At 50.8% G+C, this 26,036-nt stretch carries 26 protein-coding genes; 11 read left to right on the forward strand and 15 right to left on the reverse strand.

Annotation, left to right across the window (positions count from 1 at the left end; all coding sequences use genetic code 11):
• Positions 1-12: 12 nt before the first annotated feature.
• The gene (locus ACO0LF_RS26870; protein WP_423019680.1) at positions 13-1,047 is read left to right on the forward strand and encodes an MBL fold metallo-hydrolase; all 1,035 of its coding nucleotides are present in this window, start codon (positions 13-15) and stop codon (positions 1,045-1,047) included.
• A gap of 440 nt (positions 1,048-1,487) precedes the next feature.
• Here ACO0LF_RS26870 and ACO0LF_RS26875 read toward each other — a convergent pair whose 3' ends face one another.
• Positions 1,488-1,934: a hypothetical protein gene (locus tag ACO0LF_RS26875; protein ID WP_423019682.1), complete on the reverse strand. Its 447-nt coding sequence runs from the start codon at positions 1,932-1,934 to the stop codon at positions 1,488-1,490.
• Between the two features lie 150 nt (positions 1,935-2,084).
• Here ACO0LF_RS26875 and ACO0LF_RS26880 point away from each other — a divergent pair, with 150 nt between their 5' ends.
• Both ACO0LF_RS26880 and ACO0LF_RS26885 read left to right on the forward strand, forming a co-directional pair.
• On the forward strand, positions 2,085-2,486 hold the full coding sequence (locus tag ACO0LF_RS26880; RefSeq protein WP_423019684.1) for a hypothetical protein: 402 nt from the start codon (positions 2,085-2,087) through the stop codon (positions 2,484-2,486).
• A gap of 469 nt (positions 2,487-2,955) precedes the next feature.
• Positions 2,956-3,714, forward strand: coding sequence for a carbonic anhydrase (locus ACO0LF_RS26885; protein WP_423019686.1), 759 nt, complete (start codon positions 2,956-2,958; stop codon positions 3,712-3,714).
• A gap of 75 nt (positions 3,715-3,789) precedes the next feature.
• Here the strand turns inward: ACO0LF_RS26885 and ACO0LF_RS26890 are convergent, their stop codons facing one another.
• Positions 3,790-4,350 carry an exonuclease domain-containing protein gene (locus ACO0LF_RS26890; protein WP_423019688.1) on the reverse strand — a complete coding sequence of 187 codons (561 nt, stop codon included), beginning with the start codon at positions 4,348-4,350 and terminating at the stop codon, positions 3,790-3,792.
• Between the two features lie 720 nt (positions 4,351-5,070).
• Between ACO0LF_RS26890 and ACO0LF_RS26895 the strand changes: the two genes are divergently transcribed.
• From ACO0LF_RS26895 to ACO0LF_RS26915, 5 genes are all read left to right on the forward strand, one after another.
• Entirely contained in the window at positions 5,071-5,628 is a 558-nt protein-coding gene (locus ACO0LF_RS26895; RefSeq protein WP_423019690.1) for a hypothetical protein, read from the forward strand.
• A gap of 120 nt (positions 5,629-5,748) precedes the next feature.
• Positions 5,749-5,985 carry a hypothetical protein gene (locus tag ACO0LF_RS26900; RefSeq protein WP_423002983.1) on the forward strand — a complete coding sequence of 79 codons (237 nt, stop codon included), beginning with the start codon at positions 5,749-5,751 and terminating at the stop codon, positions 5,983-5,985.
• A gap of 206 nt (positions 5,986-6,191) precedes the next feature.
• Positions 6,192-7,505 (forward strand): tetratricopeptide repeat protein, encoded by a 1,314-nt coding sequence (locus ACO0LF_RS26905; RefSeq protein ID WP_423019692.1) that lies wholly within the window; start codon positions 6,192-6,194, stop codon positions 7,503-7,505.
• A gap of 34 nt (positions 7,506-7,539) precedes the next feature.
• On the forward strand, positions 7,540-8,241 hold the full coding sequence (locus tag ACO0LF_RS26910; RefSeq protein WP_423019694.1) for an SMI1/KNR4 family protein: 702 nt from the start codon (positions 7,540-7,542) through the stop codon (positions 8,239-8,241).
• A 94-nt stretch (positions 8,242-8,335) separates the two neighbouring features.
• Complete coding sequence (locus ACO0LF_RS26915; protein WP_423019696.1) at positions 8,336-8,554, forward strand: VF530 family DNA-binding protein; 219 nt, start codon at positions 8,336-8,338, stop codon at positions 8,552-8,554.
• A gap of 187 nt (positions 8,555-8,741) precedes the next feature.
• Here ACO0LF_RS26915 and ACO0LF_RS26920 read toward each other — a convergent pair whose 3' ends face one another.
• The 4 genes from ACO0LF_RS26920 to ACO0LF_RS26935 all read right to left on the reverse strand — a co-directional run bounded on the left by ACO0LF_RS26920 (position 8,742) and on the right by ACO0LF_RS26935 (position 12,670).
• Positions 8,742-9,218 (reverse strand): hypothetical protein, encoded by a 477-nt coding sequence (locus tag ACO0LF_RS26920; protein WP_423019698.1) that lies wholly within the window; start codon positions 9,216-9,218, stop codon positions 8,742-8,744.
• A 153-nt stretch (positions 9,219-9,371) separates the two neighbouring features.
• Complete coding sequence (locus ACO0LF_RS26925) at positions 9,372-9,902, reverse strand: REP-associated tyrosine transposase (RefSeq protein ID WP_423019700.1); 531 nt, start codon at positions 9,900-9,902, stop codon at positions 9,372-9,374.
• 325 nt (positions 9,903-10,227) lie between these two features.
• Entirely contained in the window at positions 10,228-10,887 is a 660-nt protein-coding gene (locus ACO0LF_RS26930; RefSeq protein WP_423019702.1) for a hypothetical protein, read from the reverse strand.
• Positions 10,888-11,041: 154 nt separating this feature from the next.
• Positions 11,042-12,670 (reverse strand): SulP family inorganic anion transporter, encoded by a 1,629-nt coding sequence (locus ACO0LF_RS26935; protein ID WP_423019704.1) that lies wholly within the window; start codon positions 12,668-12,670, stop codon positions 11,042-11,044.
• Between the two features lie 629 nt (positions 12,671-13,299).
• On the opposite strand from ACO0LF_RS26935, the gene ACO0LF_RS26940 reads away from it, so the two are divergent.
• Positions 13,300-14,274: a DUF535 family protein gene (locus ACO0LF_RS26940; RefSeq protein ID WP_423019706.1), complete on the forward strand. Its 975-nt coding sequence runs from the start codon at positions 13,300-13,302 to the stop codon at positions 14,272-14,274.
• Positions 14,275-14,756: 482 nt separating this feature from the next.
• On the opposite strand, the gene ACO0LF_RS26945 is transcribed toward ACO0LF_RS26940, so the two are convergent.
• Entirely contained in the window at positions 14,757-14,987 is a 231-nt protein-coding gene (locus tag ACO0LF_RS26945; RefSeq protein WP_423019708.1) for a hypothetical protein, read from the reverse strand.
• Positions 14,988-15,056: 69 nt separating this feature from the next.
• On the opposite strand from ACO0LF_RS26945, the gene ACO0LF_RS26950 reads away from it, so the two are divergent.
• Both ACO0LF_RS26950 and ACO0LF_RS26955 read left to right on the forward strand, forming a co-directional pair.
• On the forward strand, positions 15,057-19,079 hold the full coding sequence (locus ACO0LF_RS26950; RefSeq protein ID WP_423019710.1) for a response regulator: 4,023 nt from the start codon (positions 15,057-15,059) through the stop codon (positions 19,077-19,079).
• An 81-nt stretch (positions 19,080-19,160) separates the two neighbouring features.
• Positions 19,161-20,105, forward strand: coding sequence for a diguanylate cyclase (locus ACO0LF_RS26955; RefSeq protein WP_423019712.1), 945 nt, complete (start codon positions 19,161-19,163; stop codon positions 20,103-20,105).
• 462 nt (positions 20,106-20,567) lie between these two features.
• Here ACO0LF_RS26955 and ACO0LF_RS26960 read toward each other — a convergent pair whose 3' ends face one another.
• From ACO0LF_RS26960 to ACO0LF_RS26995, 8 genes are all read right to left on the reverse strand, one after another.
• Positions 20,568-20,858, reverse strand: a complete 291-nt coding sequence (locus ACO0LF_RS26960) for a hypothetical protein (protein WP_423019714.1) — start codon at positions 20,856-20,858, stop codon at positions 20,568-20,570.
• Positions 20,859-20,957: 99 nt separating this feature from the next.
• Entirely contained in the window at positions 20,958-21,293 is a 336-nt protein-coding gene (locus tag ACO0LF_RS26965; protein ID WP_423019716.1) for a hypothetical protein, read from the reverse strand.
• Between the two features lie 568 nt (positions 21,294-21,861).
• Positions 21,862-22,218, reverse strand: a complete 357-nt coding sequence (locus ACO0LF_RS26970; RefSeq protein WP_423019718.1) for a hypothetical protein — start codon at positions 22,216-22,218, stop codon at positions 21,862-21,864.
• A gap of 213 nt (positions 22,219-22,431) precedes the next feature.
• On the reverse strand, positions 22,432-22,890 hold the full coding sequence (locus tag ACO0LF_RS26975; protein WP_423019720.1) for a hypothetical protein: 459 nt from the start codon (positions 22,888-22,890) through the stop codon (positions 22,432-22,434).
• A 176-nt stretch (positions 22,891-23,066) separates the two neighbouring features.
• Positions 23,067-23,825 carry a hypothetical protein gene (locus ACO0LF_RS26980; protein ID WP_423019722.1) on the reverse strand — a complete coding sequence of 253 codons (759 nt, stop codon included), beginning with the start codon at positions 23,823-23,825 and terminating at the stop codon, positions 23,067-23,069.
• A complete protein-coding gene (locus tag ACO0LF_RS26985; RefSeq protein ID WP_423019724.1) occupies positions 23,822-24,637 on the reverse strand; it encodes a hypothetical protein in 816 nt (271 codons plus the stop codon). Before ACO0LF_RS26985 ends, ACO0LF_RS26980 begins: the two co-directional genes overlap by 4 nt.
• Positions 24,634-25,494, reverse strand: a complete 861-nt coding sequence (locus ACO0LF_RS26990) for an ATP-binding cassette domain-containing protein (protein WP_423019726.1) — start codon at positions 25,492-25,494, stop codon at positions 24,634-24,636. Before ACO0LF_RS26990 ends, ACO0LF_RS26985 begins: the two co-directional genes overlap by 4 nt.
• 230 nt (positions 25,495-25,724) lie before the next feature.
• A complete protein-coding gene (locus ACO0LF_RS26995) occupies positions 25,725-25,916 on the reverse strand; it encodes a hypothetical protein (protein ID WP_423019728.1) in 192 nt (63 codons plus the stop codon).
• Positions 25,917-26,036 lie beyond the last annotated feature (120 nt).

A 26,036-nucleotide genomic window follows, 5' to 3' on the forward strand; every position in this document is an offset into this window, starting at 1 on the left:
AAGGGCTTAATCATGAAAACCACCATCAAACTGGCAATGAATCACATCGCAAAGGCCATCACACTGCTGGCAGGTGCAGTCGCTGCTAGCATCGCGCTCTCCACCAGTGCCCCAGGCCAGGCCCATGCAGAAACCGCAAAAGCAGCAGGCGTGCCCATGGCAAAATTCCAGGCACCGGGCTTTTATCGCATGATGCTGGGTGGCTTTGAAGTAACCGTGCTGTCTGATGGCACGGCCACCCGCCATGTCGATGAGATCATGAGTAAACCTGAGCAAGTGCGCGCCGCCTTTGCCCATCACCATGAAGAGTTGCCGGCCGAGTTGTCCATTAATACTTATCTCATCAACACTGGCAGCAAACTGGTGCTGGTGGATACCGGGGCGGGTGAATTGTTTGGCAGTGGCAAAGACAGCAGCAGTGGCCGCCTGGTCAGCAACCTGCGTGCCGCCGGTTACCAGCCTGAGCAAGTCGATGCGGTCTTGCTGACGCATATACACGGTGACCATTCTGGTGGCTTGAGCATTGCTGGCAAACGGGTATTCCCGAATGCTGATGTGTATGTCGATAAAAAAGATGCCGACTACTGGCTGAGCCAGGCACAGGCCGATGCAGCCCCAGCCGCCAGGCGTTTGACCTTCACCCAGTCGCGCGCCACGGTGAACCCGTATGCAGATGCTGGTCATTTGAAAACCTTCAATGGTGCGCAAGAGATTTTCCCGGGCATCAGCAGCCTGCCTTCTTATGGTCATACCCCAGGTCACACGGCTTATGTCATCACCAGCCAGGGTAAAAACTTGTTGTTGTGGGGTGATGTGATCCATGTAGGCAATGCGCAATTCAAAGACCCCAGCATCACCATCACCTATGATTCTGATGCAGCGGCGGCCATCAAGTCGCGTGAATATTTATTGCAGTTGGCCGCAGGCAAAGGCTACCTGGTTGGCAGCGCCCATATGTCCTTCCCTGGCCTGGGTCACATAGGCAATAGCCCTGCAGGGGGTTATGAATGGCTGGTCGCTCCGTATCAGATACAGGGGACGTTTTGATAGTCTTGCCAGCTTGAGTACCAACTTAGCTTCCATTAATCAATCTCGACAAGATTGAAGTCAAAACCAAAAATCTCGCCACAGAAACACGGAAGAATCGTATTCTCATGACGAACGAAACCCTACAGAGTAGGGTGCGTTATAACGCACCGTTTCGTGGATCACGCAATATGGAGAGAATATGGGGCGTTGGCGTGGTGCGTTGCAACGCACCCTACAAGACCAAAAGTCTCACCACAGAGACACAGAGTCACAGAGAAAAACACAGAGAAGTCAAATTCTCATATCACCATGAAGAAGCAGTAATCCCGTAGGGTGCGTTATAACGCACCAGACAGGCCGCAACATGCACTATCCATTTCGTGATTCGCAAACTGTGCGTTACAACGCACCCTACTGAAATGATGGCCAGAGCCTGGATGTTGCGAGTACAGGCAAGCTCACTCAGTTTCACTGCGCCAGGTGACTATCGTAATAATCGTCAATACCAGCATGAACAGGCTGAACATGATAGAGCCGCTCACATCCCTTTTCTCACCGCGCCAGCGGGTAGTACTTGGTTCATTGCTGAGGTATTCGATATTGACTTGTTCATACCTTTTATACTTTTCCAGCACATCATCTGGCAGCCTTTTTTTGACAGTGATCCTAGCATTTTCTGCTGTCATGAAACTGATGGCGGCTTCATTGGTGATCGAGACGTCAGGACTATGTCCACGCTGCTTGGTGGTATGTACGGTTTGATCGTATTTGTAAATCTGATCTGTCTCTGCCACCAGACCATGCGCTTTGAATGCGCGGTTTTCTATATAACCCGTCACGGCTTCCTGTAGGGCATAAACCAGGCCTAAAACAACAAAACATCTCCAGAATATGCGTGTCAGCATGCAAACGATTCCTTCATTTTTAATTTCGTGTGTAACCGGCGATTTTATAATGCAGTGCTATTCTTTGTAAATTATGACGTAGCCCTGACTGGGCAAACCAAGGACTTTCATGCTTGATACACAATTGAAAACCATATTGGCATGACATCTATGCGACTCGAGCATGTTGATTACCACGTCTTCGCCCATGAGTCAGCACAAGACTTTAGCGAAGATGTCAGTCAGTGGCACCAGCTTGATGGACAAATCAAATTGAGCATGGAGGCTGGTACGGCCCTCTACATTTCTTGGGGCCAGGGGCCACTACAATACAGCATCGAAGTAAGAGAAACTACATTCTTCCATCAGGAATTACTGCATATGGTGAGCATGGACAAACATCCTTACTGGGCGAGATTCATCAGTCACTTTATTCATTGGCAATTCGAAGATGCACAGCATCAGATACTCTTGCTCAGCACAGGGGAAGAGAAAATTTTCCTCTCATCCCAATATGAAGATGGCATGTTCCAGGGTGATAGTGTGCGTGTTGCACAACTCAAACCACTTTAAAAATTGCAGACAAGCATCAAGAATGGATGATTCCAGCTATTCATATAGTCAGTCTCTGCCAGCGCCTTATTCCACCAGATTTCCCCAACTTCGTGCCTTCATCGTACGTTTACTGCAGCAAACAAGTAATTGTTATTTTTTCACCACAATCGCTTGATTTCACGTCTGGCTGTTCTATAGTGCCATGGTAGATGCATGTCTAGAATGCATTTTTTTAAAGAAATTGCTTTACATAAACCTCAGGTATTGTTGATTTAAAAATAATGAAGGACATGCTTCATTTTTGGAAACATTTCCAGTAAAATGCGCCCATCTTGCAGGAATGGCAATACATGGACACGCGCAGCCTGTGCTACCGCATAGGGCAGGTCGCCGTATTTAAAGATTTGCCAGCCTCTTTCATCAAGTATCACCAGCCTTCGTAGTCAGTAGTGCCAACCGCAAGCTCTTTTAAGAACGGAGAAATAGAATGAAGAACAAATTAATCACTTCCATCTTGGGCAGCCTTTTCGCCCTGTCTTTCGCCACTGCCCATGCCGATGACAAAGCCGCCCCCGCCCATTGGGGCTATGAAGGTAAAGGCGGCCCTGCCAACTGGTCCGAGCTTGATGCTGCCAACCAGGCTTGCAAGATCAGCAAAGAACAATCGCCTATCAATATCGTCTCCAAAGACGCTAAAAAAGCTGATTTGCCAGCGCTGGATTTTGGCTACAAAGGCGGTAGCGCTGAAGTGATCAACAATGGCCACACCGTACAAGTGAACTTGCCAGCCGGCAGCACACTGAAAGTGGGCAGCGATGAAGCAGCTTTGCTGCAATTTCACTTCCACACACCCAGCGAAGAAAAAATCAACGGCGCCAACTTCCCTCTGGTGGCGCACTTTGTGCACAAAAGTGCGGATGGCAAATTGTTCGTCGTCGCTGTCCTGTTCAAAACTGGTAAAGAAAACGCTGCCCTGGCACCAGTATTCTCTGCGCTGCCAGCAGAAGGCAAACCGAATCCTTTAGCCAGCTTTGATCCTGCCGCTGTCTTGCCGACAGATCGCGCGTATTACCGCTTCATGGGTTCTTTGACGACCCCACCTTGCAGCGATGGCGTGCGCTGGCAAGTCTTGAAGCAGCCTGTGGAATTATCCAAAGCCCAGCTGGCTGCCTTCAACAAACTGTACAAAATGAATGCACGTCCGGTACAGCCTTTGAATGGCCGCGTGGTCGAAGTCAGCAAGTAATATACTGATTTCTAGCTAGTCGCCTCTGATATCCCCTGTCGCTGACGGGGGATATTTTTTTGCTCCTGCTCGTCATCATTGCCCAGCGCTGGCCTCAAACAAAAACGGCAGCAAGCGTGCAATATTGCGCGCATCATCGATGCCGCGATGCGCTGTGCCAGAAAATTCCAGCCCGGCATGGTGTATGGCCTGGCCCAGTCCCAGTTTTTTACTCAGATTAAACCGTTCTGACATCAAAGGCTTGAGATTGATGTGTGCTGCACCTATGGGGTTGGCGATGCGGTGGAATCCACAATCCTGCTGCAATTGCTTGCGGTCATAATCGCCCCAGGAACAAAATACAAAATCCTGGTATTGATACAGCCAATGCTTGAACTGCATCACCACCTCCTTGAAGCCGGGCGCGACATCTACTTCTTGCTGAGTGATAGTGGTCAGGCTGCGACAAAAAGCCGTCAGTTGCGCATGCCTGGCGGGCCGCACGAAACTCTGGAATTCACTGACAACGGCAAAGTCACTCGCATTGACCATGACACAGCCAAATTCTATGATTTCCATATGCTCACGCGGCACACTGCCCTGATCACAGCAGGTGGCTTCAAAGTCGATGACGAGGTAGTTTTTTATTTTTTTCATGTTTTATTTTCTTATTTTCTTTTTTTTCCTGTAGACGCAAGCTCGCAACAGCGACACTGGCTAAGCCCAGGCGCTTGTTGATGAACAAATACGTATCGTGTACTGATGCCGGGCTAAAGCCGGAATGGATCCTTAGACAGTGCAAGCTGGCCAGGTCTGCCCATGCCTGATAATTCCAGACATGCGGCATCGCGCTGAGCATTTGATGTTGTGCCAGTTTTTTACTTCTTGTTTTGATCTGGCAAGCTTACCCAGCGTTAATGACGTGGGTATTGATCACATAAAGTGCATATGCGGTAGTGTGACGATGAGCGGATTGTAGCAATAGCTGCTGGAAAAAAGAAAGTATTTTGATGAAGGGTGTTGCGCCATCGCCGCAAAGAAACCTGTGCACGGTGCGCCATGTTCCGACGTAAATGATAGATGATGCCAAGTGAAAGGCGGTGCGTTATAACGCACCCTACCGTGTACAAAAATTTGAGGAGGTGCAAAACTAAACACCATCTGCCCAGGTAAATCCTGTATTGCCAGCAACGAGGCAAGCTATAATTATTCCCATGAAAAAATCCATCGCCATCTGCCTGACTGCAGCCATGCTCACCGCTCAGTTGCACGTCTTCATGTATGAGCACTGTTTTGACGACAAATTGTTTTTGAGATGCGGAGCCTATCTTTGAAAGCTATTCTATTTGATCGCTTATTAGTACCTGGAAGTATGCCTTGCCCTCTAAGCAATCAGACAAAAAATATATTCACGATTTTCCCCCAAGTGAGTTTATGCAAAAAAAAATCTTCATAGGCACACTGTTAGCAATATCTGTCGGCACATCTCATGCGCAAGTCTTGACTCACTGCAAGGATCACGAAGTCACTTACTTCTCATGTAAGCTCTACAGCAGCAAAAATATTGTGTCGCTTTGTGGTGGACAACTCCATGAGATAGCTGCAGACGCGCGAGCCAGTGAAATGTGGTTGCAGTACCGCTTTGGCAAACCAGATCATCCGGGGTTGATATATCCTGCTCACACAAAAAAATCCATCTCGCGGTTTGAGGGAGAATATCGACAAGGACTGGGGGTCAGCCTGACCTCTATTCACTTTAATAAATCGGGAACAACATACATCATAGAAAGCTCATCGTCGCCAGAAGCCGATGGCTATTTTGAAGGAGTTCGTATCGTAAAAAATAAGCGGACCACTTCTATGTCATGCGATCAACCAATATCTGATTTACGATTTCAAACATTGGCAGAATTGCTGGATCCCAAACCGCGCTAAAAAAATCTCAGATGAAAGTTCTGAACGACCATACACTAAGATGGCATTTATTACTGGCTAGCGAGCGCTAAGTTACAATGACTATTTGCACACCCCACCCTACCGCCCTCAGGACCCCCCATGAACACCGTATTCGCCGCCCCCGTATTTGACACCACCGTGATTTTTGAAGGCAAGGAACTCTTCAAAGGCAAGAGCGCTGCAGAAAACTGGGCGAAAAAACTCGCCGCAGAACTCGACTGTGAAGTCACTGTGCAAAAGATAGGCACAGGCTGGGCCATGTGCGGCACTGTCGATGGCGAGGATTGCATCTGGGGGATATTGGGGCAACGCTTGAAGCGCCTCAATGCTGAGTAAGCATGGTAGCACTACCCCGGTTATAGACAGTAGGGTGCGCCATGCGCACCATTACCGTATGCATAAAAAATTTGTAGGGTGCGTTGTAACGCACCATGCTCATGCGCCCAGAAAACAAGAGGTGTGCACGGCGCACCCTACTGCATTGAATGCGGATTGTGCCTGAGCATGTGCAAATTCATCTGGAGAAATTTCCCACTATACCTATGAAAAAATACTTAAGCGCAGTGCTGTTCTTTCTTTTCATGGCGACCGGCATACACGCCGACGCGCTAAGCGATGAATGGAAAAACCTGAGCGACCAATTTTCTGCGCAATATGATCAAGAAAACTATGTCGATGCGGCCATTACTGCAAAAAAATTAGTGCAACTGGCAAGCCAGCAAAACCACTCTCAAATTGAACTGGCAGACGCAAATTTCAAGCTTGCGATGAGCTATGAAGAGCAAGGCTTGTCTGATGAAGCAGCAAATTTATATCTGCATGCCTTGCGCCTCAAGGAAAAGCGCCTGGGTCTCTATCATCCCGATGTGGCAGTGATCTTGAATAATCTGGCCCTGCTGTACAAACGCCGGTCAGATTATGCAAAGGCTGAGCCCTTGTATCTACGTGCAATAGCGATCAGGAAAAAGAATGTCCGATCGAACAGGAGTGCCCTGGCAGTCAGTCAGCTCAATTTGGGCGGTTTATATGAAACACAGGGTAAATACCCGCAAGCTGGGTCTTTATATCAAGCGGCACTGACAAACATGGAAAAAGCACGCGGCTTGCATCACCCGGATCTTGCTACTTATCTCAATAATTTTGCGGTACTTTTGGTGACACAGGGCAAATATGCAGAAGCTTCAGCCTTGTATAAACGCGCCATCGACATACTCAATGATGTGCCGGAACCACCTCCACCTCTCGTGGCGACAGTGCTGAACAATATCGCAGAATTGCTCCGCCAACAAGGCAAGTATGCAGAAGCTGAGCATTTTTACCTGCGTTCTCTAGAGATCAGGGAAAACAGGTGGGGGCCACAGCATCTTCAAGTGGCAACAACACTTAACAATCTGGGTCATCTGTATAAAGATCAGGGCGAATATGCCAAGGCGCAGCCATTTTTTGAGCGCGCTCTTGCTATACAGGAGAAGCAACTGCCACCAGATCATCCCTATCTGGCGACCTCAGTCAATAATCTCGCATCCATTTATTATGAGCGCGATGATACTGGCAATGCTGAGCTATTGCTCAAGCGCTCACTCGCCATGCGCGAAAAAAAACTGGGGAAAAACCATCCCGAAGTTGCGGAAAACCTGAGTAACCTCGCCGCAGTATATTCCTTGCAAGGGCGATACCTGGAGGCAGAAAATCTCTACCGGCGCGCACTGCTTATATGGGAAAAATCACTAGGGCCAGATCATCCTATGATGGCATTTGGCAGGCGTCAGCTTGCTGGTCTCTACAGTAAACAAAACCGCGAGAATGCGGCAAAAGAGTTGGAGCAGCGTTTCGACAAAATAGAGAAGCAGCAATAAAATTACCAGGATTTTTAGCAGAGACAGAATCTCCATGAAAAATGAATTGGCACAAATGTCTGCACTGGCCCAAGCCACCGACATAGAATTACCTCCAATCTTGCAGGCACTCTACCGCGACGGCCTTAGCAGCTATGGCAAAGACAGGGCAGACTGGCAAGCCAACTGGCAACACTATATGCAGGAAGCGCCGCCAGCGCTGATCAGCAGCTATGACTTTGAATGGCTGGATGCGGAGGCGATTGCGCAAACCATCAACGGCTGGCTCAAGCCTGAAAGCCAGAACGGCCGCAGCTTCTTCCCTTTTGCGCAATCCGGTGCGGGTGATGTTTTTTGCCTGACGCCCCATGAAGGCGAGCGTGTGGTGGCGTATATCTGGCATGACTCAGACCGACATACGATAGAGGCATTTTCATTTGCTGATTTTGTGTATTCCAGGCTGGCCACGGCGATGACGGATATCAGTCACCTGGTGGATGATTTATCCAGCACGGATAAATCCAGGTCATGCCTGCTGGCCGATATACGCAGGCTAAGCACTTACTTGCCTGCTGAGGATGCAGCGCGCCTGCAAGCTTATCTTGATCGCCCGGTGATCGAAACTGAAGTCAGCTATGGTCGCCGCACTGAACGCCTGCCCTGCCTCATCACCGATGAAGAATATAACTTACTCATGCAAGGCAAGCGTGCCAGCGTCGATTGGCCGGTACACATCGTGGCGCGCTGGGATGTGTAGTGACCCTGAGTCACACCATCGCACCATCGCACCATCGCACCATCATCACAAGCTGATATGATGCGCATCTGCAAGGATAACAAACGAGGAAGACATGAACCAAGCACAGCCATCACGCAGCCTCAACGGCATCACCCTGGAAGCTATCCTGGAACAACTGGTGGCCCATTATGGCTGGGATGCCATGGGCAAGATGATAGACATCAACTGCTTCACCAGCGACCCCAGCATCAAATCCAGCCTGAAGTTCTTGCGCAAGACGCCATGGGCGCGGGCCAAGGTGGAAGAGTTGTATTTGGCCATGCCGGGGTAATACATCAGCCCGCCCTGACGATATCTGAGCATGCCCTCTGTAGGAGCGGCTTCAGCCGCGAACAGCAAACAACAATCCGCATTGCTCTCCCACCTCATCACACTTGCGCAGGCAGATGTTCGCGGCTAAAGCCGCTCCTGCAACGGCAAACATCCGTGCATCTGCCTGCTGTGATTTCAGATCTTCATCACATAGCCAGGGTCTTATGGTGCAAATAATTGCGGTAGACAATTTGAAACTCATCCAGATCGCGTTTATCTTCTTGTAGAAGCAAATCGCGTACCTCGCAAGCATTGCCTTCAGTTTTATAAACCCAGAAATCGAGTATCACTTCAGGATGATCTTGCGAGACAATGGACACGCCTTTGCCACCGCCGATGATGCCGGAATACTGATAGACCATGAATTTACTTTTCAATATCTTCTTGTCTATCTTCAGCGTATCAAGAACTTTGGCCGCTCTTTCATCGACGGGTGAAACATCGTCACGCTTATTCGCATAGGTATTCAGAAACCGGCGCAAGTGTTTAACCTCATCGGTTTTATAGGACAGGGCGTACTTGGCCAGTTGCTCTTTATTGAGTAGCAGTTCTTTGGGTGCTTGCGCATGACTGGCGAGGGGAAGCAGGAACAGAGATAACAAGAGCAGTTTGCGGAATTGCATGGGTACTTTCAAAGTTTTTTGACATTATAAGTGAGGCCAGGCATACCCTTCCAATTCGACGGCCTCGTAGGGTGCGTTGTAACGCACCATCCACGCCATCCGCCGATTCATATGACAAATCTTGTTTCACCAAATGGTGCGTTATAACGCACCCTACTCACGGTGATCAAGTTGATCTTCTTCACCGCCTGCCCATTCCTTTGGGTATATACCTTGTTCCACCAAGCGATGAAATGTTGAATACGGCCAATCAGATACATGCTCAACCAATCCATGTTTTTGTGGATTGATATGGACATAATCCATATGCGCGGAAAAATCCTGTTCATTGCGTATCAAGTGTTCCCAGTAACGTCTTTGCCAGATACCACGTTCATTGCGGCTAAACCGGGACAGGCTCATTGCTTCTGTCTTTGGAATGGCTTTTGAAAAATGACTTTTGATGAGTCGCCAGCGAACAGAAAAATCAATATCACCTGGCGGCAATTCAATCACGCAATGCAAATGATCAGGCAAGACTACCCAGGCATGGATGATAAACGGATGCGTCTCGCGTACCACGCGAACAGCTTCACGCAATACATCGATATGACGAATCAACAAATCATTGCCTGCACGCTTGAGAAGATTGACGGTGAAAAAATACGTCCCTCCTGGATGCCAGGCACGTCGATAATTGGACATGGTGCAGATTCAAGAAATTGATTTTCAAAAAGTATATTGCAAACTCAATAAGTAGGGTGCGTTATAACGCACCATCGAATATGAATAAAATCATTACTCACCCTTCTCATGAAACCAGGACCATGCCAAATTTAAATCAGTGGAGTTAACAACACAGTTCCTGATCACTCTTGCCAAATTTTACGTCTGCCGACGGTGCGTTATAACGCACCCTACTCACTGATGGCGATGGGTAGCAGGAACAGGGAGACCAAGAACAGTTTGCGGAATTGCATGGGTTCTTTCGGTGCTTTTTTGAATGAAGGAAAATACTTTTCCACACAATTTATTTGACAAATTGCCGACCTTGAATCGCCAACAAGGCGCGATGCCCAACATCAGTCACTTGCGGGTGTCTATGTTGACAGCACAATTCTGCAATTACTCTGAGGTGTTCAGTTGGGCGTTTGCAGATTTCCATTGCAACTGCTTCACCCAAATAAAAATCATCTGATGTTGCCAGCTTCGTCAACAAGGACAGATTATTCAGGTCCAGAGAAGGAATACAAGCGAGAGCCAGTTCATTGTCCCCGTCTCTGAAAATATCTTCTTCAATGAAGGCACAAAGTGCCGCTTGATCTGCTATCAAGGGAGAGCAAACAGGGTGCAAGTTATATAAAGACTCGCCTTGCTTGAGCCCACGGTCAACCGCCGTCAAAAAATCATCCAGGGATGGGAACATGATACGTTTATCATCAGCGTGCGCAAGATAAAGTATATGCCCAACAAATGGCGGTCGCCTCAGATAAACATGATGGTTACTTGTATCAGGGTCGTCAAGCACGATGCCTTCCAGGCTTTCAACAAGCGGGTGATAAGCCAGAAGATCGGTGACAGTCACAACCTCTTCTGGATTCAACAGGTGGACTTCCACATCAAAACGATTCCTGTAGACTGGAGATTGAATCTTATCGAAATAAGCGAGCAACTCGGAAGGAAAATGCATAAGATCGTTCAATGCTCAATTGAGTTTATGTGTGTCATCGCCTGGATGCGTTGTTAAGCAAGACAATCAGGCTAAAACATATCTATATGCTATTTTAACACCAAGTATTTTTATCAAATGATATCCCTCTGTGTAGTACATGGATGGCCTCGCCTCAGCCCTTATCCACATACACCTCACGCGCCATGACTACGACATCGTCGACGCTGAGTTCGCTGAAGCTGCCTATATGCAAATGTGGTATCTCGGCTCTTTGCAAGACCACGCGGCTGGCGAATTTGAGGCGGGCCAGCATCAGGTGTTTTTTCTGCAGGTAGAGCGTGGCGCAGAGGTCGGACAAGGCTTCTATGCTCGAGCTGTCGAGGTCGGGGGATTCTTCCAGGCTCATGACGATGACTTTGGCGTCGCTGGCGGCGGCATATTGCTTGGCCAGCGCCATGCTGCGTTCAGCATTACCAAAGAACAGCGCCATCTCGGGGCGCAAGATGAGTACGCCGGGGATGACTTTGGCTTCCGGGTAATTGACCAGGCTGACAAAATCATGGCCGCCATTGAGGCGACCGAGTACGGTGACATTGGCCTCGGCCAGTTTGCGCAAGAGCATTAGCAAGCTAAAACCAATGGCGACCAGCAAGCCGTCGAGCACGCCCAGCAAGAGTACCGCAACCACCGCCGCCATGGCGACAAACCTGTCTCTGTGCAATTTGAAATAGCTGTGAAACGCTGATGGCCGCAAGGAGTGGCTGACTGCGTGGATAACGATGGCCGCCAGCACTGGCACCGGTGTCAGGGCGATGGTGGGGAGCAGGATCAGCACGATGAGCAGCAACACCGCCGCAGCCGCCCAGCCCGCCCATTTGCTTTGCGCGCCATTGCTTTCATTGGCCGCCGTCGCAGAAAAGCCCGCACCCACCGGCAAACCCTGGAACAGGCCGGAGAGCAGGTTGGCCGCGCCCAGTGCCAGCAAATCACGATTGGGGCTGATGCTGTCGCCATGACGTAGCGCAAAGTTGCGGATGGAGCTATACGATTCTGCATACAAGATCATCAGCATGGCGATACTTAATTCACCAATGCGCAACCACTGCCCATAGCCCAGGTCAGGTAGTGTGGGCGCAAGCAATTGCAAATCGATATGGCCAACCACTTGCACTCCATGCTGCGCCAGGCCCAGCCATTGCCCTACGCCTATGCCCAGGCCTAGCACCACTAGCCCCGCAGGCATAAAGGGGGTGCGTGCCAGTCCATACAAGAGCAGCAGGGCCGCCAGGCCCACGGCCAGCGACAACCAGTTCCAGGCTTGTACCTGGCTCAGCAATTCATAGATAAAACGCGGCATGTCGGTATGCTGTGTATGCACACCTGCCACATGGGCAAACTGCCTGATGATGATGACGGCAGCCAGGCCAAAGGCAAAGCCGCGCAAGACCGGCCTGGCGATGAAGTCAGAAATGCTGCCCAGCTTGGCCGCACCTGCGAAGAGAAAAAATACCCCCGTCATGATGACCATGCCCATTGCCACCAGTATGCGCACATTGGCATCCCCATTGGCCATGGAGGCCGATGCCGAAGCCAGCACCGCCGCCGATGAAGAGGTGGCCGCGACAATGGCAAAACGGCTGCTGCCTATCAGGCCATAGCAAAGCAAGCCAGCAAACAAGGCCAGGATGCCCGCCTGCGGCGGCAAGTTGGCAATGCTGGAGTAAGCCACCGCTTCCGGCAGCAATAAACCGGCCAGCGACAAACCCGCAATGAGGTCAGACCAGCGCCAGGTTTTGTTCATGGTCAATTTGTGTGTGCATGGTGTAGAGGTGAAATGAAATAAATGATTTATTTTATTGCTGCGGAGTATACGCCTTGTAGATAAGTACATGGAAAGTAGCTCTGTTGCGCAATACGGTTTGATGCGGTGGTTTGATACGGTGATTTGATACATATGGTGCGCCACGCGCACCGCTTGCCTGGCCCTGGCTAAGGCATGTGAAGCTGGTGAGCCGGTGAGCCGGAATAGGCAAGCCTGTAAAAATACGGGGGGAAATGAGGCCTTAGTTTTGTGTAAGCTCGTCGCAACTCGAAAATTTCAACATCTTTTACAAATATCTCCAGCGCGCCTTCCCTTTTGATTCGCATTTATGCCGGGGGAAATTTCCTTGCAAATAGTTTCCGCATGGAAATTTAAATGCAACTTAGCGTTACAAAACAGATTATTTACGCAGAAAAGCAGCTAAGTTCAGCATTTATTTTTCACAAAATCAATAAAGTGTTTTTTAACAAAGATAAAAACTGCATTATCTTCTGCCAATTACGCATGAAATGATGACAAATTGACGACAAAATTAGTCTTGCCAAGGCATTCCATAGTTTGATACATTGGGTTACATTTATCAGCAATACGAAACAAACGGTGCGATTGTGAATAGTTTGAATTGGCGGGAACTGTGGACGACGGGCCGGGTGCTGGAGTCTATCGATACAAAAAAATTGCATGCTTCTGGCAGCTTGATGGCCAGCCTGCGCTGGGCGCTGCATTCGCGCCTGAAGGATGACAGCAGCAATTTCAAGAGCAAATGCCTGTTCCTTGTGCGCAGCAGTTTGCGCCCGCAAGTGAGCCTGCGCTGGTATCACTATCTGCATCAGACTTATTTGCGCAAGACCGTGCCTGCCGATGTCAGTTTGCTGGACGCTATCCACCGCCCTTTCTTTGACCGCCAGATCTGTAGCGCCACTCGCCTGCATTTGCTGCGCAATCATTTTCATTTGTCGGCGCAGTTATTTGGCCATCATCGCGCCCAGGACATGCTGGCAGGTAAAAGCTTTGAACTGGCCGCGCTGCAAGGCAAGAACCAGGAAGACTATCGCATCAGCCTGTTTCGCAGTTGCGCCTTCAAGCGTGAAGGCGGGCTCAGCCTGGGCTTGTTCCAGGACGGGCGTTTATTGCAATGCCTGAGTTTTTCTTTTGACCGCATAGCGCACAAGCTCATTATCCGGGTTGGTGGCTTGCAGTCCTGCAAGCAGGATGCACGCGATGCCATACGTAGTTGCACCAAGAGCCTGCATGGCATACAGCCACGCCTGCTGCTGATAGAAGCCCTGCGCAGTCTGGCCAGGACTCTGCATTGCAGCGATATAGAATGCATCGCCAAAAAGAATCACATCTACCAGGCCTGGCGTTACCGCTTCAGTAAATGCATCAAGGCTGAATACGACACTTTGTGGCAAAGCGCCGGTGCGTCCTTGCGCAGCAATGGCAACTGGCTGCTGCCGCTGGCCAGCGAAGACACTCCTTTGTCTGAGCGTCCCTCCAACAAGCGCAGCGAATACCGCGCGCGTGACAACCTGACGCAAGCCATGCGTGAGGGTATCAGGCTAAACCTGCTTGGGGCTTAAGGCTTGGGTCTTATGGTGCGTTATAACGCACCCTGCTGACTGAAATCAAGACCAAAAACTCACCACAGAGGCACAGAGCGGGCACGGAGAGTAGCTCATTCTGCGCCACTTTTTAAGGTGAACAAGGCGGTGCGCATGGCTTATCCTATAAGTCTTTTTAGATGCATCCTATTTGCGAAGTTGCTTCGTTAATTAACGAACGCCCCTAGGCTCCAGCCTGCGCTGGAGCGACGTTGCCTGAGGTGGTTGGTGATGGCGTAGGGTGCGTTGTAACGCACCATTTGTTATGGCCCACGACGGTGCGTTACAACGCACCCTACAGGTGTATTCGTTGCCTTGATACCCACACACACCCTGCCGTTTTTTAACTGAGTATCTTCTCTCTCGTCATTCCTGCGCAGGCAGGCATCCATGGTGTTAATGCCGTGAGCTTTGAGTGGCCGTAGTTTTTTCAGATGCATCCGATTTGCGAAGTTGCTTCCTTAATCAACGAACGCCACTAGACTCCAGCCTGCGCTGGAGCGACGCCTGAGGTGGTTGGTGATGGCGTAGGGTGCGTTATAACGCACCAAACAACCTCCGGTTTTGTAGATGAACAGTTCTGCCTGGTCATTGCGCGCATTCACGCCCTCTCCCAAAACACCTTCCGCCATCACGGCAAAATGATATAAATCACACAAGTGATTGGCAAAATCCCCACACTCTCTCCACATTCCCTTACAATTATCACAAGAATATCGTCTACACTTACTTACCATGCCCCCTTACCGGAGAATCGCTTGATGAGCGTCCAGCAAGAGCCCCACTTTGCCCTCAGGCGCTTGTTCATGGCTGGCTTTTGGTATTTTGTGCTGGCACTGGCAGGTATCTGGCTGACGCCGGGGGATGATCCTATCGCCACGCTGTGGTATGCCAATGCGGTCGCCGTGGCAGTGATGTGTGGACATCGTCGTCAGTGGCAGTGGCAAGTCTTGTTGCTGACAGCAGTGGCCAGCTTTGCCGCCAATCTGCTGACTGGCAGTAGCGTCACCGTCGCTGGCATGTTCTGCTTTGCCAATGCGCTGGAGATAGGCCTGGTCAGCTATGTCATACAGCAAGGCGATCTGGCGCGTGATTTTGATCGTTCAGTGCCGCATTTGCTCAAGCTCATCCTGCTGGGGTTTTTCCTGCCCTGCGCCTGTAGTGCCACCTTCGTGGCAACGCTGATGGCCTGGGATGGCCAGGCCGATTTTGGGCGTACCTTTACCAACTGGTATGTCAGTGCGGCGCTCGGGCAGACCCTGATTTTCCCTTTATTGCGGTTGACGATGCGGCAGGCGCGCTGGCGCGACTTGAGTGCAGACTGGCTGCGCTTTGGCCGCTTTGCCATCCTCACCCTGGCGCTGGTGATGGTGGCGCTGCGCTATCTGCCCTTCCCTTTTGTGTATGTACTGGTGGCGCTGAGCTTTGCAGCCCACAAGCTGACGTATGAAGAATCCCATGTCTTGCTGGTGCTGGTTGTCAGCGCCCTGGACTTGATGATTTCTTTTGGTCATATCGCCATGCCACAAGATTTTCCAAACTGGGAAATCGTCTTGCTCTACCTGCCTATCCTGATGACGGCGATTCCTCCCATGCTCTTGTCCACCAGCATGAATGAAAGCCGCATCAAGGAAGCGGCGCGCCTGCATGCCTTGCAAGAAGTGGCGCATAGCCAGGCTGACTTGCAAGCCACCATCAATCATATGCCAGCCATGATCAGCTATTGCGATGTTGAATTCAAGCTGCGCTTTGCCAATGCCGCCTTCCTCGACTGGTTTGGGCTTGATGCCACCAGTATCAAGGGCAAACCCGTGCGTGAAGTACTGGGTGAAACCGTGTTCCAGCAAAACCTGCCGCACATCCAGGCTGCCATGGCAGGTGAAGCACAATTGTTTGAACGCGCATTAAGCGGCCAGGATGGCAGCAAGCGCTATATGCTGGCCTCGTACGTACCCCATGTCAGCAATGGCAGCATACACGGGATGTATGTGTTTTCCACCGATATCACGCTGCTGAAACAGACACAGTTGCAAGACTTGCGTACCCAGGCCAGGCTCAAGAGCATCTTTGCTGCGGCAAGTGAATTTGCCATTATCTCTTGTGATTTGCAGGGTGTCATACAAGTGTTCAGCCCGGGTGCAGAACGCATGCTGGGCTATACCGAAGCCGAGATGGTGGGCAAGCAAACCCCGGCCATCTTCCACCCTGAGGCAGAGATACAAGCAAGGGCCGCCGTGCTGACCGCCGAACTGGGTTACCCGGTGCAGGGTTTTGAGGTTTTTTCCGCCAAGGCGCGCCTGGGCCAGGTGCAAGCCCAGCAATGGACGTATATCCATAAGCAGGGTGCCCACATACCAATCAACCTGGTCATCAGTGCCGTGCTGGATGAAGAAAACCGGATTGCTGGCATCCTCGGCATCGCCACCGACATTCGCCGCCAGCAGCAACTGGAAAGCTCGCTCATCGCAGCCCGCGACCAGGCCGAGATGGCCAGCCGCACCAAGTCAGAGTTCCTGGCCAATATGAGCCATGAAATCCGCACCCCCATGAATGCGGTGCTGGGCATGAGTTATCTGCTGGGTAAGACCGAGCTGAGTAGCACCCAGCGCCATTATCTGGAAATGATACGTTCGTCCGGCCAGTCTTTGCTGGGCATACTCAATGACATCCTGGATATATCGAAAATAGAAGCTGGCCGCATAGAATTGTCACCGACCCGCTTTTACCTCAAGGACATCCTCAGCGCCCTGGCCAATATGATGTCGGTCAATGTCGGTGAAAAGCAGCTGGAACTCTCGATGGGCATAGACACGGCCGTGCCCAGGGAGCTGATAGGTGATGCCTTGCGTCTGCAACAAGTGCTCATCAACATCATAGGCAATGCCATCAAATTCACTGAACAAGGTGAAGTCTCCTTGCTGGTGCAGCTGGCAGGCCAGGATGCCGACAATTTGCAGGTGCAATTCATCATCCGCGACACTGGCATAGGCATGTCGGCCGAGCAAATCAGCCGCCTCTTCAGTGCCTTTGAGCAAGCCGATGCCTCGACCTCGCGGCGCTTTGGCGGCACTGGCCTGGGCCTGGCCATTTCCAAGCGCCTGGTTGACTTGATGGATGGGGATATCCGCGTACAAAGCCAGGAAGGTGCAGGTACTGAATTCATCGTCAGCATCCCCATGCAAGCCGCCCCTGTGCAGGCAGATGAAGACAAACCCGCCATCTTGCCGCCAGGCAGCAACCAGGCCAGGAAAATCCTGGTGGTCGATGACAATGCCACCAGCCGCCGCTATATTGCCAAGACCATAGAAGCCTGGGGCTGGCAAGCGGATACCGCCAGTTCTGGCCAGCAAGCCTTGCAAAAAGTACGTGATCAACTGGCGCAAATTCCCAACAGTGCTGACGATTATTGCGCCATTCTGATAGACTGGCATATGCCCGGCCAGGATGGCCTGGCTACCCTGGCCGCCATCAAAACCTTGCTGGCCAGCCAGCGCATCCCCCTGATCCTGATGAGCAGCGCCTATGACCGCAGTGCACTGAATATGGATGGCAAACCCAACGCCCCCGACGCCGTCTTGCTGAAACCTGTGACCGGTTCCAGCCTGTATGACGTGCTGCAAGAAACCAGCCTGCAACAGCATGGCAGCACCCTGCCTGCCGGGCAGCATGCCAGTACGCCGCCAGCCCTGGGCGTGGGCAGCTTTACGGGCAAACATATCTTGCTGGTAGAAGATAATTATTTCAACCAGATCGTCGCCACCAAAATCCTCGAACAAACCGGCGCCGTCGTCAAACTGGCCAATAACGGCAGCGAAGCTGTGGAAATTTTAAAAGTAGCCGCCGGGCAATTTGACCTGGTGCTCATGGATGTGCAAATGCCCATCATGGATGGCTGGACCGCCACCGAAATCCTGCGCAAGGAACTGGCCCTGCCCATCCCCATCCTCGCCATGACCGCTGGTGTCATGACCTCAGAACGCGAACGCTGCCTGGAAGCAGGCATGAACGATGTCATTTCCAAACCCATAGACATAGACCAGATGCTGGTCGCTATGGCGCGCCACATGCTACCTGGCTCGGTAAATCCGGCAGAGCCTGCAACGCTGCCAGCAGCCAGGGGCAGCGAAGCCGATACAGCGTCTATTACAACTGTCATGCCTGATCCGGCACCGGCAGCAGTAGCTAGCAGCAACCCGCCACCGAGCAACGGCGTATTCGACCCGACCAAACTGCTGGCCATGGCCAAGGGCAACCCGGCCCTCATCAAAACTCTGGCGGGCGTCATACAAAACATGATGAATCATGCCCACGATGACTTTGAGCAGGCCGCCAGCCACTGGCAACAAGACCAGGCACAACAGGCTGCGCGCTGCCTGCATACCCTGCGCGGCAGCATAGGCACCCTGGGTGCCAGGAACTTTGCCCAGGCTGCGCAGGCGCTGGAAACCGCCATTGTCCAGCAAGACCACGAGCGCATCCCTGCCCTGCTGGAGGCGGCCAGGAGACAACTGGGCATGACTATCTCCAGTGTGCAAAGCTGGTTGCAGGCACAAAACGCCAGCCTTAGCGCATCTGACGAGCATGCCGCCAGCCAGGTCGACACAGTCAAACTGCAAGAATTCAAAACCTTGTTGCAAAGCCAGAACATGAAAGCCAGCGCCCTGTATCAAGAAATCCAGCCCAGCTTGCAGCAGCAATGGCCGGCACCACGCCAGCAAGCCATGCAACAAGCCATGTTGTCGCTGGATTTTGTCAAAGCGCTGGAAGTGCTAGAGGCCCATTGATAGCGAACCAAAATTTGAGCGCATCAGGCATGACAAATGCTATCCTAGACAATACATCCGGCTGCATAGACTGACACTGACATGTCCACACTCAAATATTTGGCATCATTGACAAATAATCAAGAATTTTTGTCACGCCGCCCGCGCATACTCATCGTTGATGACCAGGTCATCAATATCCAGACCCTGTACCAGATTTTTGCTGACGATCATGAAGTTTTCATGGCCACCAGCGGCCAAAAAGCCCTGGAATTTTGTAGGCAAACCCCACCCGACCTGCTCTTGCTCGATGTCATGATGCCCGACATGGATGGTCTGGAAGTCTGTAAACGCCTGAAACAAGAAGAACTGACCGCCGACATCCCCGTCTTGTTTGTCACTGCCCAAAACGATGCAGAAGAAGAGTCACGCGCCCTCATGGCGGGCGGCATGGATTTCATCAGCAAGCCCGTCAACCCGGACGTAGTACGCGCCCGCGTCAAAACCCAGATCACCCTGAAACTCCAGCATGATCTGCTAAAGCAACTGGTGTTTACCGACCCCCTGACCGGGCTCGCCAATCGCCGCAGCTTTGACAATTCCTATGACAAGGAATGGCGGCATTGCCAGCGCTATAGCAAATCCGTGGCCATACTGATGATCGATATCGATTGCTTCAAACAATACAATGACCACTATGGCCACCAGCAAGGCGATGTTTGCCTGAGCGCCGTCGCTGCCTGCCTGGACGCCAATTTCCGTCGCCCGCATGACGTCGTTGCCCGCTATGGCGGTGAAGAATTCATCTGCATCATGTCCGAATGCGAACTCAGCGCCGCCGTCAGCAAGGCAGAAGCCCTGCTGGAAGCCATTATTGCGCAAGCCATTCCCCACATCACCTCCAGGGTACGCGATATCGTCACCCTCAGCATAGGCGTCGCCGCCACCGTCCCCGGCAACCAGCAAGACAAAGCCGCCCTCATCGCAGCCGCCGATGAAAAATTGTATGCCGCCAAACAGGCCGGGCGTAACCAGGTAGGGGCTTGAACAGCCTGCAGGGTAGCTTGCAAGGCAAGGGGTATACCAACTTGCCAGGAATGTAGGGTGCGTTATGATGGCGGTGGTGCGTTATAACGCACCCTACGCTTTAATGCGCCTACTTGGTGATTTTCTGGTCTTGATACCCCCCCGACTATCCAAGTATGAGCATCACGCAAACTGCTCCGCTTATCTATCGGAATACCCTCTCTATCGTCATTCCTGCGCAGGCAGGAATCCATCGCATTTGAGCCGCGAACTTTGATACGCCTTGATCGGTTTGCCAGGAATGTAGGGTGCGTTATAACGCACCGGGCGTGATGGCGGTGGTGCGGTATAACGCACCCCACACATGAATGTTACTCTGCATTGAAAAGCAGCAGGTATAAAAAAATCGACGCCCTATCCACATGGATAAAGCGTCGATTTTTTCAATTGCAAGCCTCATGACAAGGCTGCAGGCTTAGCGGTTTATTTCGAGACTGCTGGCGTAGAAGCTGCTGGTGCAACTGCCTTGGCATCGTCCGCTTTCTTGTCCTTGCTGGCATGTCTGCCATGTTTTTCTTTTTTGACCGGTGTGCTCTCCGTTGTTGCACTTGCTGCTTTCACCGCTGGTGCTGGTGTGCTGGCCGCTGCAGAGGCCGGGGCCACAGCCACCGGTGCTGTAGCAGTTGCTGCCTTGTTAGGTGCAGGCGGGCTTTCAGCAAATGCGCTACCCATAACAAGGAGGGAGGCGATGAGAGCGGTGATCAGTTTGTTCATTTTAATATTCCTTGATATAGATAGTAGAGAGCGATTTCTGGTTTTTTCCGGCAGCCCATGCTGCCGGTGTTCTTACTTATGGCTTGATAGTGCGACGACTTATTTCGATGCTGCTGTTGCTGAAGCGGATGCTGGTTTTACTTCTTCTTTCTTGGCTTCTTTTTTAGCGTGCTTCTCGTGCTTCTCATGCTTTTCGTGCTTGACTGCTTTTTCAGCGGCTGGTGCTGCTGGAGTCGATGCTGCTGGCGTGGACGCTGTAGCTGAGGCAGAAGCGGCGACTACTTTAATTGCCGGAGCAGATTTCGCTACACTCGCTGCTGCCGCTGCCGAGGCAGGTTTAGCTGCTGTCGTTGCAGAAGCACTCGCTGGTGTCTGTGCAAATGCGCTACCCATAACAACTGTGGAAGCGATGATGGCGATGATCAGTTTGTTCATGATATTTCCCTCTTTATGTCTGGGTTGATTTGCTCGGTCTTGCGTTTCGTTTTCTGTTTCGTAGTGTTGCTACGTAAGCCAAAAACGCCGCCCGAATACATTGCGTTGACGCAAAAAACCACAGGACATGGGGCTTAGTGTTGTTGTTCTAAACGGCAGGTGGCTTGTCAACCAAATGAGGTGCTCATGCGTTACCCGCGTATAAAACAAAAAACGACACCCACTTGCTGCAAGGCGTCGTTTTTTGAGGGAATGAAAGTAGGAGCGACTTTAGTCGCGAAAGATGTACCGTGGTGTACATTCACGGCTAAAGCCGGTCCTACAGAACTGCACTTCATCGACCTTAATCCCGTGATATTTTTGCGCAGTAGGGTGCGTTGTAACGCACCACGCCAGCACCCAATATTCACTTCACAAAACGGTGCGTTATAACGCACCCTACTCGTGGCACACAGTTATTCGTAGGAGCGGCTTTAGCCGTGAAAGATGTACCGTAGCGCTCATTCGCAGCTAAAGCCGCTCCTACAGGAATGCGACAGAGCTTCCCGGTCTTGATTGCAGTAAGCAATCAACTCTCCATATCAATTTCTTGCACTACCCCTGCACTATCGAAGCGCACACTAATTACATAATCAGTCGCATCGTCGGGCAGGGTGAAGTCGAATACCTCCATGCCCTCGTCTTCATTTTCTTCATTTTCTTCATCGCCCCAGTGCGAGCGCAGTACCAGGATATCGAGTACGCGCACAGGCGCAGGTGTGGCCGTACCCAGGTGCTGTTGCCAGTATTCGGCTTCGACTTCTTCCAGGTGATGAGAAATGAACAAGCCTGCGCCTGTATCATCGTTCCCTTTCTCAAACGCCAGCCTGAGCGCTTCCCGCGCTACTTTCTCACGTCGCTTTACTTCATCTGCAAATGTTGTCATATTCACTCCCATTGTAATGATAGTTTTTCCTGGTTTACTCCGGCTATTGCATAGAATGTGAAAAAACACTCACCTGCAAAGCTGGCAGGCAATACCTACTACATTCTAAGAAAAACCGGCAAATAATTGAGCTCGGAAGCTGACGTGCTGCTGAACTTATTGATAAAACGAGACTAAAAAATGACAAGCATGTGGCAAGTCTCCGCCACACCTTTACTTTGCCATTGCAATTTTTTTCTTCATATAGCTGAATATCTCTTCATTCAATTCGTTGATTTTTTGAAATATAGGCAGGTATTTTTGCGCGATGCTACACAAACGGCGGGGGTTGCCATCGACATCCTTCGCGGACAATTCTTCTTGCACCGCTGTCACGGCAAGCTGCTGTTGTTTTAACTTCTGGGTAAGTTGCACGTAGTGGCCATTCTCTTGCATTTGCTTAAAGAATTCACCCTTTTGCACTTTCGTCCAACCCAGCTTGTCTGTCTTCGCTTCATATGAAGCAAGAATTTTATCGAGTTCGTCACTTTGGCGTTGTTGATTCGTGGAGATGTAGGCTTTCATCTTTTCAGATGTGCGGCGTACCGCCTCTTCATTCTCGCACTGCGCGTAAACAGAACTCGTCACCAGTGAAATTGCACCTGCGAGTAAGAAAAACTTAAATAGTTTCATGATCATGTTTAAGCTTACTATTTTTTTGTAGATGCTGACATGCTGCTGAGGTGCGCATGGCGCACCCTACTCGTGGCCAAATTTTGCAGGGTGCGCTACCATACGTTTTTAAATATGTCGTAGGTACGCAATTGGTGCGTTACAGCGCACCCTGCCGAGCTAAAAACAGCTTTACCTCATGGCACATAGGGCTTGAAAGTTGCTGCCCGAAGAAATTCGCTCTGTGCCGTAACATTGACATCGTCACTCAATGTCAGCACTGTCGTTTTGGGTGTGATTTTGTTGCCGACATTCAGCCTTCCATGCGACATGCTCACTTCGAGTTTGTCTATGCGATTTACTGCACTCATGTCAAAGACAGGGAAACAGGTTTTTTTATTTTCCTCTTGCTTGCTGCTCACCTGGTAATTAAGTTGCGCGACTGTCAGCCCTTCTATGGACAAGCTGGCATCACAGCTTAAGGACTTCAACATCAGCTCAGTGCTGGTCGACGGAAAATTCCCTGAAATCTTGATCGTGCCATGGCCAGCGAATTCCACTTGATTGACCGAGCTTGGCAAGCGAATTTCAATAAGGCTGGATGAGTGACGATCATTAACAGAGACATCGGCTTGTACCATGCCCAGTGTGAGTACACCATCCTGCATCTGGGTGTTGACGGCAATTTGCACATTCTCATTTTTTATCAATGCCTGCGTCAGACCAGGGTCGAAAACCAGGCTGACATTATGCACACTAAAATCCTCACCCGTTGTGCGTATCACCAGCTTGTTATTGCTGCCTATGCTGACATACTCTTGCTTGAGACGCCCGCCATAAGCACGGGCTATTTGCTCTTTCTTCAGGTCATCAAGCAAGAAATTAGCCACCAGATACCAGAATACTGCAAACATGAACAGCCATAAACCTGTCCTGGAAAAATTGCGCGACATCATGCCACTTCCCTTTCCTTGATGTGAAAGAAAAGTGCCACCCATAGCAAGAGCGGCAAGCCCAGCCACAAGCTATATGTGAGTGCATATTCCATGGCACTATGTTGCACTGCCAGTTTGCCAAAATGCCCGGCCAGGGTGCCCAACTGGGGACTGATGCCCATCCACATACTGATGACGAACAACAAAAATGTACCCAGTACTGTACGCAATACCGGCGAACGCTTGAAATAAGCTGTTCCCCCTGCCAAGAGTGCCTGTGTACCAGAGAGCAGCAAAAAGAAAATCATCTGGCCTTTCATGGAATTTTCTGCGCTGTGTGAACCTTGCCCCGCCATATCGGTTGTCAGCAAAGGCAGAAAAAAATGAAAATCACGGTGGCAATTATCACAGGCAAGCAATTGCTCTGACATATTTTTTGCCATTTGCACGGCAGGATAGTTAAAGATCATATACAGCAAAGTATAGGCCAGAGGATACAAGATGCTGATGACCAGAAAAGCCATCAGCCATTTCTCAAACACTGAAGCCGGGCGCATCAGGGCGATCAGGCTGGCCCCAGGATTGAGCAAATATCTGAAATAGCGGCCAGCAAAGATCACTGCTGACATAGACAAGCCCGTCATATACCACTGCGCTTGTCCGCTGTATTGAAACAGGCTGTAGCTGCTGTCCTTGCTAAAAGCAATCGCCATGGTGATCAAGTCCAGTATGATCAAGACCCCGGCAAACCAGGCATAGTCGCGCCAGTTCTCGGCCCAATGGGCGCGCAACAAGCGGCCAAAACGCGAGAAGTCAAAAATGGAATTTGTCATGAAGCTACCCCTGCTGTATTGTGCTTGCCTGCCACGGCATTGAGCACCCCTTGTTTATTCATACTCAAGGCCTTGTATAACAACTCAAGATTGACCGCACCTGGCGTGGCCCCCTCATTGCGTTTGACATAGGCCCATTGCTGGCCCAGTGCCTCTTGATAAATGCAGCCTGCTGTATCCGCCTGATTATCTGCCACCCCCAGTTGCAAGCGACTTTGCAGAGTTTGCATGCTGGCTGACAGGGCCAGCTTGCCACCGTCGACAAACAGTACATGGCTCATCAGGCTCTCAAGATCATGGGCCTGGTGAGTACTGATGATGACCATGCGGTCAGCATGCTCTTGACCACCCAGTATGGTTTTGAACTGGGCACGCCCGACGATATCCAGACCATTGGTGGGCTCATCCATGAGCAGCAAGGGTGTATGGGTGGCCAGGGCAAAGGCAATCACGGCTTTTTTCTTTTGCCCCAGGCTCATGGCGTCAAAGCTTTTGTCACGCGGTATCTCAAAAATCTCGACATAGCGCAAGAAGTCTGGCCCGGAAAAACGCGGATAAAATGGCGCATGGGTCTTATACAGTGCCGTCACGCTGATATTGGGCAAATGAAATTCTTCCGGCACGACATACACCTGCTCTAAAAAAGCCGGTGAGCGCGCAGCCGGTTTGAAACCCAGCACCTCGACCTGCCCTCCATCCGGAAACAGCAAACCCGAGAGTATCTTCAAGAGCGTGGACTTGCCACTGCCATTGCGACCAAACAAGCCATACACACCAGGCTGGCTCAGTTCCAGCGCAAAATCGCCGTAGACGTTTTTGCGACCGTAATCAAATTGTAGTTGTGAGACCTTGATCATCAATTTCCTGTCATTGTCGAATAGAGCTGACGTGCTGCTTTAAGGGAAATACGGAAGGTTTATGGCAAAGACATTGCAAGGAAAATAGATTCTTTTATTTCTTGCATCCTTGCTCGCACCCCACTCCGGCAAGCAAGCAGTAAACTCAGGAGTTTATTATCAATTTGGATTTTTTAACAGGAAGAATTTGCAAGCATATGTGGTAGCACCTGGCCAGCCTTGCAAGCTGATTAAGGCGCAGCAAAGCTCAGGCCATAAATACGATGGATTCCTGCCTGCGCTGGAATGACGACAGAGGGGGCGTCCATATAGGCCAGTTGCACGGCTGACGTGACGCCAATACCCAAGTCGCAGGGGACATCAAATCCAAAAATGGCACCACAGACGCACAGTAAAGCGTAGGGTGCGTTATAACGCACCATGTTGACTTATCGTGATATGAAGCGTTGCATCTAAGCGTTGCGTCGAAGTGGTGCGCATAGCGCACCCTGCAGAGTACAGCAATGAGCAGGGTGCGCCATGCGCACCACTGACTATGCTAC

The organism is Undibacterium sp. Di27W, from assembly GCF_049340345.1.
In the GTDB taxonomy this organism is placed as follows: Bacteria; Pseudomonadota; Gammaproteobacteria; order Burkholderiales; family Burkholderiaceae_D; genus Undibacterium.